General features: G+C 52.1%; 14 protein-coding genes. All 14 read right to left on the reverse strand.

Annotated features, from left to right (window positions below):
* Nucleotides 1-36: 36 nt before the first annotated feature.
* Nucleotides 37-786, reverse strand: a complete 750-nt coding sequence (locus tag L21SP2_RS11250; protein WP_024268638.1) for a ParA family protein — start codon at nucleotides 784-786, stop codon at nucleotides 37-39.
* Complete coding sequence (locus L21SP2_RS11255; RefSeq protein ID WP_169730474.1) at nucleotides 783-1,862, reverse strand: Gfo/Idh/MocA family protein; 1,080 nt, start codon at nucleotides 1,860-1,862, stop codon at nucleotides 783-785. The genes L21SP2_RS11250 and L21SP2_RS11255 overlap by 4 nt, the downstream gene beginning before the upstream one ends.
* A 214-nt stretch (nucleotides 1,863-2,076) precedes the next feature.
* On the reverse strand, nucleotides 2,077-3,279 hold the full coding sequence (locus L21SP2_RS11260) for a sugar ABC transporter permease (RefSeq protein ID WP_024268640.1): 1,203 nt from the start codon (nucleotides 3,277-3,279) through the stop codon (nucleotides 2,077-2,079).
* Nucleotides 3,280-4,806, reverse strand: coding sequence for a xylose ABC transporter ATP-binding protein (locus L21SP2_RS11265; RefSeq protein WP_041402884.1), 1,527 nt, complete (start codon nucleotides 4,804-4,806; stop codon nucleotides 3,280-3,282).
* A gap of 156 nt (nucleotides 4,807-4,962) precedes the next feature.
* Nucleotides 4,963-5,979: a sugar ABC transporter substrate-binding protein gene (locus L21SP2_RS11270; RefSeq protein ID WP_024268643.1), complete on the reverse strand. Its 1,017-nt coding sequence runs from the start codon at nucleotides 5,977-5,979 to the stop codon at nucleotides 4,963-4,965.
* A 225-nt stretch (nucleotides 5,980-6,204) separates the two neighbouring features.
* Nucleotides 6,205-7,320, reverse strand: coding sequence for a D-xylose ABC transporter substrate-binding protein (locus L21SP2_RS11275; protein WP_053335687.1), 1,116 nt, complete (start codon nucleotides 7,318-7,320; stop codon nucleotides 6,205-6,207).
* Complete coding sequence (locus L21SP2_RS11280; protein WP_024268646.1) at nucleotides 7,317-8,936, reverse strand: response regulator transcription factor; 1,620 nt, start codon at nucleotides 8,934-8,936, stop codon at nucleotides 7,317-7,319. Before L21SP2_RS11280 ends, L21SP2_RS11275 begins: the two co-directional genes overlap by 4 nt.
* On the reverse strand, nucleotides 8,929-9,054 hold the full coding sequence (locus L21SP2_RS19060) for a hypothetical protein (RefSeq protein WP_024268647.1): 126 nt from the start codon (nucleotides 9,052-9,054) through the stop codon (nucleotides 8,929-8,931). Before L21SP2_RS19060 ends, L21SP2_RS11280 begins: the two co-directional genes overlap by 8 nt.
* Nucleotides 9,051-10,466, reverse strand: coding sequence for a sensor histidine kinase (locus tag L21SP2_RS11285; protein ID WP_024268648.1), 1,416 nt, complete (start codon nucleotides 10,464-10,466; stop codon nucleotides 9,051-9,053). Before L21SP2_RS11285 ends, L21SP2_RS19060 begins: the two co-directional genes overlap by 4 nt.
* Nucleotides 10,463-11,023 carry a type 1 periplasmic-binding domain-containing protein gene (locus tag L21SP2_RS11290; RefSeq protein ID WP_041401524.1) on the reverse strand — a complete coding sequence of 187 codons (561 nt, stop codon included), beginning with the start codon at nucleotides 11,021-11,023 and terminating at the stop codon, nucleotides 10,463-10,465. Before L21SP2_RS11290 ends, L21SP2_RS11285 begins: the two co-directional genes overlap by 4 nt.
* Nucleotides 11,024-11,034: 11 nt before the next feature.
* Nucleotides 11,035-11,451: a hypothetical protein gene (locus L21SP2_RS11295; protein WP_024268650.1), complete on the reverse strand. Its 417-nt coding sequence runs from the start codon at nucleotides 11,449-11,451 to the stop codon at nucleotides 11,035-11,037.
* Nucleotides 11,452-11,578: 127 nt separating this feature from the next.
* The gene (locus L21SP2_RS11300) at nucleotides 11,579-12,886 is read right to left on the reverse strand and encodes a GNAT family N-acetyltransferase (RefSeq protein ID WP_024268651.1); all 1,308 of its coding nucleotides are present in this window, start codon (nucleotides 12,884-12,886) and stop codon (nucleotides 11,579-11,581) included.
* Nucleotides 12,883-13,512 carry an NUDIX hydrolase gene (locus L21SP2_RS11305; RefSeq protein ID WP_024268652.1) on the reverse strand — a complete coding sequence of 210 codons (630 nt, stop codon included), beginning with the start codon at nucleotides 13,510-13,512 and terminating at the stop codon, nucleotides 12,883-12,885. The genes L21SP2_RS11300 and L21SP2_RS11305 overlap by 4 nt, the downstream gene beginning before the upstream one ends.
* Before the next feature lie 39 nt (nucleotides 13,513-13,551).
* Nucleotides 13,552-14,043 carry a SixA phosphatase family protein gene (locus tag L21SP2_RS11310; RefSeq protein ID WP_024268653.1) on the reverse strand — a complete coding sequence of 164 codons (492 nt, stop codon included), beginning with the start codon at nucleotides 14,041-14,043 and terminating at the stop codon, nucleotides 13,552-13,554.
* Nucleotides 14,044-14,263 lie beyond the last annotated feature (220 nt).

A 14,263-nucleotide genomic window follows, 5' to 3' on the forward strand; every position in this document is an offset into this window, starting at 1 on the left:
ACCGTTCTGCTGCGGCACATTTCCGTCATATCCGGGTCAGATGCCAGCCCGCCGGCCGAACTCGGCCCACAGTTCAAGGTACCGCTTTGAGGCTTTCGAAGCTCTGTTAAATGACAGAAGGGGGGCCTGACGAAAACCCATCTGCTCAACAATGCTTGCATTTGGAATGAAACTTGATAAAAACCTCGGATCCTGGGCATAAATTTCCAGAATTTCCCGATGCATCTTTTTCCGGAGATCCACCAGATTGAAAAATGGAATAATCTGGTTTTGCTCAAGTTCCAGAGAAGCATATTGCTCATCAAGAGTTTCCAGGGTCCTGATGGAAAGGGTGCTGGGAATGGTTGGAACCATCAGAACATCAGCAGCGTAAAATATACTTTCTGAGAGAACACTCATCCCCGGAGGGGAATCCAAGAAGATCAAATCAAATTCCTGCTTCAGATCTTTGAGAACCCTCTTCAACGCCTTTTTTGAATTTTTCATTTCATTGACAAAGAGATCCAGTTTCCGCACCGAAGTATCGGATGGAATCATTGAAAGATTGTCATATGCTGTACCCTTCACTACTTTGGAAATATCTGTTTTCTTGTGAATGAGTTTTTTTACCCCGCCCTTCACCTTCGCCCGCTGCTGACAGTAAAAGGTGGCGCTTCCCTGGGTATCCAGGTCCCACAGCAACGTACTGTATCCCTCCCGTGCCGCGAGAAACGCCAGATTCACAGCCGAAGTGGTTTTTCCCACCCCGCCTTTGGTGCTGTACACTCCCACTGTTCTGCACTTCATATGCTTGTTTCTCCGGGATACACCAGATTCCAATCTTTCCGAAGAGCATCCAAAACTCCAAGCACCTCAAGGCTGCGGTCCACTCCATACATGTATTCTTCGGGAGCCTGCCCGCCGTTGAGTTCCAGTAGGCAGCGTGAGACGGCTTCTATTTCAAATTGATAGCCCTGTCCCTGAAAGGAGTGGGAAAAATGCACTCCGTCGTATGGGCTGTTTTCGTTCACATGATCAATTTTATGCATTTCCACGGCATCGGGAACTTCCATTGAATCTATATCGGCGTTGGACTCGGGATACAGAATCATGTCCCGGGGATGAAAAAAGTCCGGAAGGTAGACGCTGCCATGACGGAAAATAATTCTGGCAACGTGTGGATGGTCAAACCGGAAGCTTGAGGTGAGAGCAGCCGTCCCCCCGGAGGGAAAGGACAAGGATATTTGTTCGTGTATATCAACCCCGGTGGATCCGGGAATCATCATGCTTCTCACAGTCCCGGGGGTATCAGCAAAGAGATGCATACTGAATGCCAGCGGATATATCCCGATGTCCAGAAGACTTCCGCCTCCCAGGTCGGGGTTCAGCCAGCGCTGTTCCGGCATGTCCGGAAGTTTGGAACAGAAACTGGCATCAATATGAAGCAGCTCGCCAAGCAAAGAAGCCTCGCTGAGTTCCTTGAGCATCTTGACGAGGGGAAAGTATGCAGTCCAATACGCCTCTCCCAGGAAAACCCCGGCTTTCTCCGCCTCGGCCATAAGGGTGTTCAACTGGGCTGTATTCATGCAAACCGGCTTCTCGCAGAACACGTGTTTTCCGGCCTGAATCACCATCCGTGCCTGACTGAAATGAAACGGATGGGGGGTGGCTATATACACCGCATCCACATCCGGATTATCCAGCAATCCCTCATAGCTGGAGTGGTAAGACTCCGCCCCGTATGTTTCACTGAACTTCCTGGCCCGCTTTGCGTCTCTGCTGGCAACGGCTTTCAGAACTGCGGAGCTGCTATGCTGAAGATCCGAGGCGAATGACGAGGCAATGCCCCCGCATCCCAGAATTCCCCATCGTATTTGGTCCATGTTCCGCCCCCTCTTCAGCTGCTCCGTCATCCGCATCTCACGCACCACTGTACAGCAACCGTTTTGCAACAACCGTTATGCAGTAACCAGTATACAGCAAACAGAGGAGTTCAAAAACATCCATGCCGGAAAAAAAGCGAGGCCGCCTGCATATGCGGCAGGCGGCCTCATGGGGGTAGTAGCAGCAGGTAATTGGGGGATACCTGCAAACTATTTATTTCTTGGTCCTCATGGACACATCATACCAAACGGCAAGGAGGAGAACCAAACCACGAACGACCATCTGCCATTCAGTGGGTACATTCATTATTTGCATACCGTTTGTTATGCTCGACATTAAAAGCGCACCGATAATCGCACCGAATACCGTACCTTCACCGCCGAGGGTGGAAGTACCGCCGATAATTGTTGCGGCGATGGTATCCAGTTCGAAAAGGTTACCGGCGCTTGCGGTGGCCGATTTCAGACGTGCGGTAAAAATCAGCCCCGACACGGCTGAAAGGAAACCCATGCTGACAAAAATCATCAGGGTTTTCTTGCGGATGTTGATACCCGAAAGCCGTGCGGCCTCCTTGTTTCCGCCCATGGCATACACGTGCCGTCCGAAAACCGTGTTATTGGTCAGGAAGGTGTATCCCAATACAAGGATCAGCAGAATAAGGATTGAGTAGGGAAGACCCCGGTAGGTCATTACCGGAAGTGCGAACAGGGTGATCAGAAGGCTTCCGCCCACCAGCTTGAGTATTTCAACACGCTGGGGCAGTACGCTGAAACCGTATTCGATTCTTCTTCGCCGTGTGCGGATGCTGGAAATCACAAAGGCAAGAATGGCCACCACCACCAGTATTGCCGTTAAATCGTGAAACCCGTTTCGTTCACCCACATTCAGAAACAGCCTTGGCAGGTAGCCTCCGCCGATGGCTGCGAAGGTTTCATCTATAGGCGCAATTGTCTCACCCCTGGTGACCGCCAGAAGCAGCCCCCGGAATATGGTCATCCCCGCAAGGGTGACAATAAACGCCGGAATTCCCTGATACGCGATCCAGTATCCCTGCCAGAGTCCGATGACAATTCCCAGCCCCAGGGCTACGACTATCACAATCAGGGCGTTCCATTCGTAGTGCACGTTCAGGATTGCGGCTACACCGCCGATAAATCCCGCAATCGAACCCACAGAAAGGTCGATATGCCCGGCTACGATTACCAGAACCATACCCACTGCCAGCGTGGCAATAAAGCTTGACTGAAGAAGCAGGTTGGTAAGGTTCCGTCCCTGAATGAACACGCCGCCGGTGGCTATGGTAAGAATACCCCAAATGGCCACCAGTACGAAGAACATGGCATACTGGCGAAAATTGTTTTTTAACTGGAATCTAAGTACCTGACCCAGCGTCTGCTCGTTAGTTTGAGCTGTCATTTATCTACCTCCTGTTGCAAGGTGCATCAGCCGTTCCTGGTCAGCATCCTGATATGAAAGCTCTCCGGTGAACTGTCCCTCATGCATTACAAGAATACGGTCGCTCATACCAAGGATTTCCGGCAGTTCGGAGGAAATCATCACAATTCCCACTCCCTGATCAACGAGCTCATTCATAATGTTGTAAATCTCAAATTTGGCTCCCACATCAATCCCCCTGGTGGGTTCATCCAGGATCAGAACCGTGGGCTGGGTCATAAGCCATTTCCCCAGAATTACCTTCTGCTGGTTACCTCCCGAGAGGTTTTTCACCAGCTGCTCGAGCCCTGGAGTTTTTACATTCAGCTGATTCACATACTTGGTGGTCAGCAGAATCTCCTCCAGCTTGTTTATTACATTCCCCTTGGACAGACGGTAATGACTGGCCAGGGTTGAGTTTTCGATGATGTTCATACCCATCACCAGTCCCCGGGATTTCCGGTCCTCGGTCACATAGCCCAATCCATTAAGAATTGCAGATTCAGGATTATGAATATGTACCGGTAACCCGTTGATCTTCACTTCTCCGGTGATATTGGAGCCGAATGCACCGAAGAGACTGGTGGCAAGCTCGGTTCTGCCTGCGCCCATAAGGCCGGCAACACCGAGAATCTCACCTTTTTTCACCTCAAAGGAAACATTTTCAATTATGTTCTTTCCGGGAATATCAGGATGGGGTACCGTCCAGTTTTTCACACTCATGATGGTTTCACCTGCAGTGTGTTCCACCCGGGGGAATCTCTGGGTAAGGGTTCGCCCCACCATCATTGAGATAATATCGTTTTCTGTAACATTCTCTTGTTCTGTATCCCGGGTTTCGATGGTACGGCCGTCCCGCAATACGGTAATTCTGTCCGCAATATCCAGAACTTCTTCAAGTTTATGGGAGATATAAATACAGGTAACTCCCTTCTTTTTCAACGTCCTGATAATATTCAAAAGGTTGGCGGATTCTGTCTCATTGAGGGCTGCAGTGGGCTCATCGAGAACAAGAATCCTGGTATTTTTTGATAATGCCTTGGCAATTTCTATCAACTGCTGAGCGCCGATACCAAGGTTCATAATCCGTGTTTCCGGAGGAATGTTCAGGGTTACCTCTTTCAGCAGGTCCCGTGATTTCGCATAGGTTTCATGCCAATCAATCGCCCCCCGGGCATCCCGGATTTCATTTCCAAGGAAAATATTTTCCGCCACGTTCATAAACTTAACCAGGGCCAGTTCCTGATAGATCACCGCAATACCGGCTGCTTCACTTTCCCGTATGCCGTCAAAAGATTGGGGCTGATCGTCTATCAGAATCTCCCCCTGATAGGTCCCCGCAGGATGAACCCCGCTGAGTACCTTCATGAGCGTGGATTTTCCCGCACCGTTCTCTCCTACAAGTGCATGGATCTCACCTTCCTTGACCTGAAGGTTCACATCATCCAGGGCCCGGACTCCGGGAAATTCCTTGACAATGTTCTTCATTTCTAAAATATATTCGCCCATAATTTTTCCAGGTTTCCATTCTGTATGCCGCATATGGGAAAGAAAACTGTCCCATATTCTGTTTTTTGCAATCACCAATAAAGAACCGGGCCCTGAGGCCCGGTTCCAGTCACTCCCCTCGGGAAAAATCCGCAGGGAAGCAGGTAATCAATCCGATTACTGAATCTCGTCTTCGCTGAGGTAGCCGCTGTCCACAAGCAGTTCCTGAAGGTTGTCTTCAGTTACAACGTAGGGTACCAGCAGGATTGAAGGTACATCGAACACACCGTTGTCAACTGCACCGTTGGTTTCGGGGGTGTTTCCCTTTGCAAACTCAACAGCAGCGTCGATGGCAGCCTTGCCAAGATCACGGGTGTCTTTGAACACGGTCATGCTCTGAGTTCCTGCAAGAATCCGCTTGGCGGCTGCAGCTTCAGAGTCCTGTCCGGTTACCACAACGTCGCCTGCAAGGCCCTGTGCTTCAAGCGCTACAATTGCGCCGCCGGCAGTACCGTCATTGGGAGCAAGAATACCCACAACATCGTTGTTTGCAGCGGTAAGTGCGTTCTCAACAATGCTCAGAGCATTGGTGGGCAGCCAGTTGTCAACACCCTGTTCGGCAACCACATTGTAGGTACCGTCATCAATTTTGGGCTGGATGAATTCCATTGCGCCCTGCTTGAACAGTTTGGCATTGTTGTCTGTGGGAGCACCGCTCATGACGATGATATTTCCCGGAGGAGTATTGTTTACAAAATACTCACCCTGAAGACGTCCAACACCCACGTTGTCGAAGGAAATGTAAAGATCAACATCTGCGGAATTGGTGATAAGACGGTCGTAGGAAATTACAGGTACTCCTTCGTCCTCGGCTGCAGATACAAGAGCAGCAGAAGCGGAAGCATCGTGGGGTGCAAGAATCAGCACATCGATTCCCCGGGTCAGCAGAGTTTCAACCTGAGAAGCCTGCTGTGCCTGGTCGGCATCTGCAACCTGTACAAGCAGTTCCACACCGAGTTCTTCGGCATAGTTTTCCATGGTGATTTTATCACTTACCCAACGAGCTTCACGCTGTGTGGGGAGTGAAAGTCCAATTACCAGTTCATCGGATTCGGCAGAACCTTCTGCGAATGCGGTGAAAACTGATCCGAAAATGAACATAAGCGTCAGAGCTATAATAAGACTCTTCTTCATAAAGACGCCCTCCTTAAAAGTGTCGTACCGGGCGTACCGCCCGAATTGATATCAGACTACAGCGGGTTCAGAATTCCGTCATGAAGAAATATTTGTGAATCATCTGCAATTTTTTCGGCAGAGGACGGTCTCAAGGCAGGAAACAGGGAATTTTTTAACATATACTTGTGCTACCGACCTTCCGGCCGAATTGGACGGCAACCGCTGCCCAGACCTGAAGAGGGACTACTCCCTGTTCCGGTACACCTCTTCCCGGGTGTGGAACCCGTCGGCGATTACCGTTTCTTCCAGATTGTCTTTTTCCACCGCCACCGGTTCTACAATAACAGCGGGAATTCTGGCGTATCCGTTATCCACCGTTCGGCTGCTGTGAAGCTTTTCTCCCACGGCAAGGTTGAACGCAGTTTCCGCAGCCTGCCGTGCAAGCCGGTCAATGGGCTTATAGATGGTACGGTGCTGAATTCCTTCAACCAGACGCTGACATGCAATAAGGTCTGCATCCTGACCCACCACCACCACATCGCCGGCCTGACGGTAGCGGGCCAGAATCTGGATGGCGCTGTCGGCGAAAAGATCGTTGGCGGCGATGATCCCGTCCAGTTTCTCTTCCCGGATATATTCTTCCAGATCATCTTCAATGAGAGATGTGTACCAGTCATCGGGGGTGATCTCCCCCGCTATGCGGATCATTCCCCGGTTGATATAGGGACTGAGCACCTCGGCTATGCCCCGGCGCAGAAGCCGGGAATTATTATCTTTGGCTCCACCGTTGATGATCAGCACCCTGCTGTCAAATCCGGCGTGTTTAATCATTCCCTCGGCCATCAGTCTTCCCACCTCTACGTTGTCGAAACTCACGTAAGCTGACACAGGAGAATCAAGGATGAGTCTGTCATAGGAAATAACCGGCACATCCATGTTGGCAGCCCGTTTCAAAACTCCCTGGAGAGCCTGGGCATCATTGGGAACCACCACCAGAGCATCCACTCCGTCATCCAGGAGCTCGTTAATATCTTCCACCTGCTTCCGGGCATCGGCCACGGCAAAACGGTAATTCACCTCGGCTCCAAGACTTCTGGCATGGGTAATAAACTCCTCCCGGTCCCGCTCCCAGCGTTCCACCACCACCGAATCCAGGGAAAAGCCGATCTTGATAAGTCGTCCATGACTTCTCTGGGAGTCGCCTCCTTCGCTGCAGGATCCAAAGAGCATCAGGACAGAGAGAATGAGCAGGGGAAACATTCTCCCGGTATTCGGGCGCAGATTCAGAGCCCGGAAGCCGGTGTCGGCAAACGGCGGTAATAGGAATACAGGTTGTTTCTGATTTCTCAATTTCGTCAATGCGTTTCTCCTTGAAGAGACTGAATAAAAGCAGAGGGAGTGCTGCCATGGACCTTTTTGAAAATACGGGAAAAGTAATTGGGATCGCTGTAGCCGCATAATCTTGCGACCTCCGAAATATTCTGCTTTCCCTGCTTCATAAGCCTGATTCCTTCCTGTACCCGCATCTGGGTGAGGTAATCAACAAAAGAGATGCCCATATGGGAACTGAAACTCCGGCTGAGATGCTGAGGACTCACATTGCAATGGAGAGCCGCTTCCTCAAGACTGAACTGACGCTGAAAGTTCTCATCAATATAGAGGAGCACCTGTCGGATCAGGGGATTGCTGTCCATTTTCCGGGAATACATCCGGGCTATTCGCCGGAACTCCCGAATCACCGCATCGTCCAGGGCCGCCACATCACCGGGGATATCCTCAATCTCCGTACCCAGCCATGCATCGGTCACCTCAGTCTCCTCCCGGGAATAGAGCAGTGCGAGAATACGCTGTAAAAATATGAATGCACGCTCCACATCCTCAGAGCCGGCAGACAGGCATCTCTGTGAGACGCCCGTATAGGGCGAGGAGAAAATCAGGTCCCGGGCATCATACACGGCACCCCGTATGAGCAGCCTTTCCAGGGCGACTGCAAGCTCGCCGGCCGCCCATTGCCGGGACCGGGTATCTCCGGAGGAAGCATCCTTTCCAGCTACTGTCTTTGCGGCCGTTCCAACTTCAGTATTTCCGGCCTGCCCTTCTCCCTGTGTGATGCTGAAGACAGCGGTACGGGAGGATTCGGCGAGAAGCTCAGGAATATGGAAGGCATCTGCGGCGGGGTACACACTGCAGCTGATGCCCCGTGCCGCATCACCGGGAGCTTGAAAGGGGGATACCGTCAAGCGCTGCTCAGCTTTCTTCAGTGCGTTTCTCACCGAGGCGGTACTGTGCTCGCCCTTAATCAGAGTCCACAGCCTGCGGCGGTGGATCAGGCTGCCGCTGAGCAGAGGAAGCTGATAGCCCAGCTGGGTAATCAGTTCATGGGCGTTTCCGGAGAACGCTTCCGGGAAATCCAGAAGCAGGGGTACGAACCTGGTGCCGGCATCTATCCCGAGCCTGGGGAGAAACTCCTCTATCATATCGTCCGAGAGCATCCCCCGGGTCAGCTGATTTACAAACGACCACTCCATGAGTTTACGGCTTTCCTGGAGGTCTTCCCTGGCCTGAAGTACAGAACGGTGATGGGACTGCCGTTTAACCACTTCTGTGCGGGCTTCATCCAGGGCGGTAATGAGTTTCTGGGGAGTCACCGGTTTCAGAAGATATGAAAAAATGCCCAGACCGAAGGCTTCTCTGGCAATATCAAAACGTTCATATGCAGTTATCAGTATGGATACGGCCTGAACACCTGCGGCATTCAGCTGGCGGATCACCTCAAGGCCGTTGATCCCGGGCATATTTATATCCATGAGAATAATATCGGGTTTCACCCCCGGGATCTGGTCCAGGGCGGTGCTTCCGTTCAGTGCAGAGCCCACGAGACGGTAGGGTCCGCTGTTGTCCTCAAGAACCCGCTGTACACCCTCCAGGACCGGCTGTTCGTCATCCACAATAAAAACTTTCACCGTTTCAGACATTGCCCGCCTCCTTGATGGGAAGTTTGAACAGAATCTCCGTTCCGCGGCCGGACTCTCCGTCCAGAACGATCTCTCCCCGTTTCCCGAAAAAGAGCCGGATGCGCTGAAGCACATTCACCAACCCGATCCCGGGGTATCGGACATCATCATATCCAGAGGATCATCGGTTTCCACTGCCGCAAGCACCTCCGCGGCTTTTTCCTTACTCATTCCTTTTCCGTTATCTCCCACCGAGAGCACCAGCCTCTCCTGACCATTCAAGAATTTTCTTTCTCCTCTAATCCGCACTTCGCCGCCGTCGGTTATCTCGCTGAGACCGTGTCCGACGGAGTTTTCCACCAGAGGCTGGAGCACCAGGGGCGGAATAAGCAGGTTCAGGCAGTCCTCATCAACATGGGTTATAAAACTGATCCGATCACCAAATCTGATTTTCAGCACATATATGTAGCTTTCCAGAGAACTCAGCTCCTCCCGGAGACTCACCGGAGAGTCTGCTTTCCTGAGATTATACCGGTACACTTCCGCAAGATGTCCCAGATAATCCGATGTACGTTCCGCACCCTCAACGACGGCTAATTGTACACCCGTATTGATGGTATTGAACAGAAAATGAGGCTGGATCTGATTCTGGAGGGCGATCAGTTCCGCACTCTTCAGCACATGTTTCATATGAAGATTCTGAATATTCTGTTCCATCAGATCCTGTTTAATCTTGGCGGTTTCCTTCAGCTGTTCTATATAGCTGCTGATACGCTCTTTCATGGTGTTGAAGGTCCGGGTAAGCTGGATAACCTCCCGGCTGGCCCCCCGGGAATCAATCAGGGAAACGGTGAAATCCCCTTTCCCGAAATCTCTGGCAGCTTCACTGAGATGCACAATGGGGGTACTCAACCTGAAGGATAGGAATGAGATAAGCACCAGACTGAATGCTGCGGTTGCGGTAAGAATGATCAGGGACCAGAACTGGATCTCGGTATACCACTGGGAGAAGGAGAGGTACTGCTGAAGATTTTGCTGAAAATCCAGCCAATTGATATTCAGCACCAGAAGATTGATATAATCGATAATGGTCTGGCTTTCCTCATAATAGAGGCTGTACTGCTGGGTAAGACGTCCCCGGCGGGCCTGTACCGCGGCACGAACCTTGTTCTGATATTCTTCAAAGAGATTTCTCAGCAGATGAAGATTCAGGATATCCTGGCTGGTTCCGGGTGCGGCGGGAAGCCGGGCAATCAGCTGGGCAAGCTGGGAATCAAGTTCAATAAATTCCCGCAGCGCCTGATTGTCCCGGAGATTCAGGTACTGCCGGGTCTTGACGTCCAGGCTGGTGACCACATCGTTCACCTGTTCGAGATAAAGGTTCTGATCGAACATGGCCTGGGCTGAACTCAGAAGCTGGTTGGAATACATAAACACCAGAATTGCAGCCAGGGCCATGGGGATAATGGTGAGAAGATACACAAGACTGATGCGTGATCTGATGGATGAAAATCGCCGGCTCAATCCCAGGGCTATTCGGTTCTGTTTCACATCCCCTCCAGCCTCACGTTGATCTCTTCATTGGTCCGGGGTTCCCTGCCGTTGAGTAGTTCAGACATTACCGAGAGTGTTTTCAGAGCGGCCTCGCCGGGAGAAATATTCATCAGCCCCTGAATGATGCCCGCGTCAATATAATCCTCCAGCTCCTCCGCCGAACCGCTGCCGATTACGTAGGCTGAGCCCACGATATTCTGTTCGATGATGGCCTGGGACAAATTCATGGTGATATCAGGACTGTCGGTGATGATCAGATTATAGCCGGGTGATTCGTTCAGAATTTTCTCTATGGCCTGCCGGGCAAAAATATCGTCAGGGGAGAGCTCAATCACCGAAATGGGCAGCCGCCTGTCGCCGGCAAACACTGCGGTTTTCAGGCCGTTTTGAAACTCTCCGAAATCGCTGATCAGCGCACGGTTACTGGAAAGCAGGGCCACGCCCTGAAGATCAACGGGAAGGTTCAAAATACTCTGCCCCAGTTCCGCACCCAGAGCAAAACTGTTAACCGCCACCACGCTGTCAGCTGCAGAGTCGCTGAGGTTTCCGTTCATGGACACTACTTTTACCCCCGTGCCCGGGCGGCACGCAGGGCTTCCTGCAGAGTGGAGGAAACCGGTGCGGCGATGATCACTCCGTCAACCGCTGCAATCTGGGCTATCTCGCTGTGACGAAACATGGATTCCCGGGATGTCATGAAGGGAAACGGTTCGAGAAACTGCAGTCCGATATCCGCTCCCGGGGGGCCGTCCAGAAAACTGCCCAAGCCCTCCCGTATGCGCCGGTACAGGCTGTCCTCCGAATCGGGAAACAGCACGACCACGTGGAAATCCCGCTGTTCGTAATTGAGCCAGTCGTTTTCATCGGTATAGAGGGCCGATTCAAGGGCAAGCTGTGCAAGCATGTAAATAGAGAAAACAAGGATGACAATCACGGGGATGGCAAGAAATAGTAAACGGAGGTTCTGACTGATCTGCTTCATTCAAATTTCCCTTCATCTATTGAGAAGCCACATTGTAGCACAAAGGTCTTCCCCCCGCATACGGGAAATTATTTTCAGCATTTTTTCCGGACTCGGATCATCGTCAAGGAGGAAGATACCGGGTGAATTACCGATGATCCTTCAGCGGCAGATGGGAGTTGATATGCTCAATCATTCCCTGTGCGCTTTCATTAAACTGATGAATATTGCCCCGAAACAGCTGATCCATGAGAGGATCAAAATAGAGATGCATGCTGTACTGTTCCACCGCCTGGAACCCCCGGCGGGGTTTATGCTCCCCGCCCATTCCCGGATCAAAACTCACCAGGTTTTCCCGGATGGCATAATCGATGGGCTCGTAATAGCATAAATTGAAATGCATGTCTTTCACGAATCGCCGGGTTCCCCAGTATCTTCCGAACAGCCTTCTCCGGTCTTTCAGAAGCATGGAACGGGCCACCACCTCTCCACGGTCAACGGCATTCACAAGCACAATATTATCTGCGCATGTTCGAAACACCTCACGGAAAAACTCCCTGTTGAGAAACTTTGCCGCCCATGGTCCGAATTGATCGTTGGTCCGCTCGTAGAGATCAAACATATCGTCTGCTGTTTCCTGATCAAGCTGATCCGGGCTGCTCAACCTTACCTCAAGGCCGCTTTCCTGGAAACGTTTTCGTTCTTTCCGGATATTCTTCCGCTGATTTTTATTGAACAGAGCGAGATAGTCATCAAATGTATCCAGCCCCTCTCCCTTCCACTCAAAGCCCTGGTGCACCCAGCGGTGAAATCCCAAAGATTCCAGATCATCGGCAAACGGAGCCTGAGTGAACAGGAACGAAAGGCTCATCACCCCCAGTCGGGGCAGTTCCTCCCGGAGAAAATCAACTGCCGAGGCGAGAAGCTCAGCATAATCTTCCCGGTCGCACAAAGGACTGTAGACCGTGGAAGGCGTGGCAGGGATCACCCCCACCGCCTTGGGGTAGTACGCCTTTCCCAGCTGCCGGGCCACATCCGCCCAAGCAAAATCGAAGACAAACTCCCCCCAGCTGTGGCTCTTGATATACAGGGGCAAAGCGAAACGCAGTCCCCGGTAGCGGCCCTGCTTCTCTGTCTGTGTTGAAGGCTGTTCTGCCGTCTGTTTTGACGGCCTCCCCTCCGGGGGATCTCCGTCCACCGTCGGGACTCCTCCGTCCACCGCCGGTACCCCGGGGGTATCAGGGTTGGGGGAAGACCCGTCATCTTCAATTCCAAGGAGATGGATGGGCTGCCATCCGGTTTCCGGGGTCATGGAACCGGATATCTCGTATGCCCGCATCCAGTGATAGCGGAGAAACGGCGGGGATTGGGAGCTGAGAAAGGAATTCCATTCATCCGGATCCACCTGATCCAGGGAGCTGCAAAGTACAAATTTCAATCCCCGCTTCTGCATCATGGGTCTCTCTTCAGAGCATCCAGCAGGTGCCGGCTTTTGTCTCTCATTCTCAGCATGCTTTCTTCCTGTGTGTAGGCTTCCAGCGCATCCAGCCCAACCCAGGACAGATCATGGGATTCATCGCTTACCACCACCTCACGGCGGGAGTCCGAGGTGAACAGAAAGCGGATATCGAAATGGCTGTGAGCCGGTTCGTTCCTGCCCGGCGGAATGGCGTGTACGTCGATATCGAAGAGATCGTCGTAGCCCAGTTTCAGATGGGATTGGGGGATTCCCGATTCCTCCACCGCCTCTCTCAGGGCAATGCCGAGAATATCCAGTTCGCCCTCTCCGTGTCCTCCCAGCTGAAGCCACATATCCAGCCGGCGATGGTGGGTGAGTAATACCCTTTCTTCCAGGGGATCAATAACCCACGCCGATCCGGTGAAATGCCCTGGTGTGAAAAAGTTTCTGGAAAACGCATCATCTCCCGCATTCAACAGATCCAGCATCCGCCGGACCGTCCCATCCTCTTCGGAGTACCGCCGGGAGTAGCGCTGCAGAGCGGCGCCCAGCTCCCCGGGGAGAATTCCGGCTTGAGGACGTTTCTTCAGAGTCTGAGTCCCTTCCTTGGCTGATTCGGGCATGAAATTTCTCCTTGTAATCAGATTTGGTTCCCCACCGGCCTATTCCCGGAACGGGGTAAGAACCTTTCGGAAGCTGCCGTCATCCCAGTTCAGTGAACTCCAGTTTCCGCTGCCCGATTCCAGGGATATATGAACGGCAGAAAACGTGGGCAAATCTCCCAGATCCCTGTTGCAGAGACGGGATGCGGCATGGCTCACACCGGGGTTATGTCCGCACAGATAAACACACTCTCCCTTTCCGTGGTTGCGAAGAGCAAGGAGAATGGTTTCCGCGTCGGCCAGATACAGCTCATCAAGAAACAGAGGCGGCGGCAGATCTCTCCAGTAGGTGCTCAGGGCCTGTGCCGTTTCACGGGTCCGCTCGGCTGAACTGGCAAGAATAATATCCGGCGCAGGCAGACGCTGGGGATAATGCTCCTTCATGAGCTGGATGTCGTTTCTCCCGGTTTCGTTCAACGGTCGCTCAAAGTCTTCAAGATCCTGGAATTTCCAGCTTGATTTGGCATGTCTGACAATTACCAACTCTGCCATCCCTGTCTCACCTCCGTTTTGTACAATTTACCCCCGCATATCAGGCCCTGAGACGGTTTCTGTCCGGAAACAGGGTTACGCGGGTACCCCGGGGCACATCAGTCCATGGGGCATGGTTCACATGCCCGCTGCCGTATGCCGAATTATCAGGTAATTAGTAAGGTATTGAGGGTGCTGAATGTATTCAAGGGAAATCTCGCATACAGCCCCTATACTCAAC

Origin of the sequence: Salinispira pacifica (genome assembly GCF_000507245.1) — a bacterium.
In the GTDB taxonomy this organism is placed as follows: domain Bacteria; phylum Spirochaetota; class Spirochaetia; order DSM-27196; family Salinispiraceae; genus Salinispira; species Salinispira pacifica.

Excerpts from the sequence above, each read along its gene's own strand:
- L21SP2_RS11250 (WP_024268638.1), bottom strand. The coding sequence starts at position 786 with ATGAAGTGCAGAACAGTGGGAGTGTACAGCACCAAAGGCGGGGTGGGA.
- L21SP2_RS11255 (WP_169730474.1), bottom strand. The coding sequence starts at position 1,862 with ATGGACCAAATACGATGGGGAATTCTGGGATGCGGGGGCATTGCCTCG.
- L21SP2_RS11260 (WP_024268640.1), bottom strand. The coding sequence starts at position 3,279 with ATGACAGCTCAAACTAACGAGCAGACGCTGGGTCAGGTACTTAGATTC.
- L21SP2_RS11265 (WP_041402884.1), bottom strand. The coding sequence starts at position 4,806 with ATGGGCGAATATATTTTAGAAATGAAGAACATTGTCAAGGAATTTCCC.
- L21SP2_RS11270 (WP_024268643.1), bottom strand. The coding sequence starts at position 5,979 with ATGAAGAAGAGTCTTATTATAGCTCTGACGCTTATGTTCATTTTCGGA.
- L21SP2_RS11280 (WP_024268646.1), bottom strand. The coding sequence starts at position 8,936 with ATGTCTGAAACGGTGAAAGTTTTTATTGTGGATGACGAACAGCCGGTC.
- L21SP2_RS11290 (WP_041401524.1), bottom strand. The coding sequence starts at position 11,023 with ATGAACGGAAACCTCAGCGACTCTGCAGCTGACAGCGTGGTGGCGGTT.
- L21SP2_RS11295 (WP_024268650.1), bottom strand. The coding sequence starts at position 11,451 with ATGAAGCAGATCAGTCAGAACCTCCGTTTACTATTTCTTGCCATCCCC.
- L21SP2_RS11300 (WP_024268651.1), bottom strand. The coding sequence starts at position 12,886 with ATGATGCAGAAGCGGGGATTGAAATTTGTACTTTGCAGCTCCCTGGAT.
- L21SP2_RS11305 (WP_024268652.1), bottom strand. The coding sequence starts at position 13,512 with ATGCCCGAATCAGCCAAGGAAGGGACTCAGACTCTGAAGAAACGTCCT.
- L21SP2_RS11310 (WP_024268653.1), bottom strand. The coding sequence starts at position 14,043 with ATGGCAGAGTTGGTAATTGTCAGACATGCCAAATCAAGCTGGAAATTC.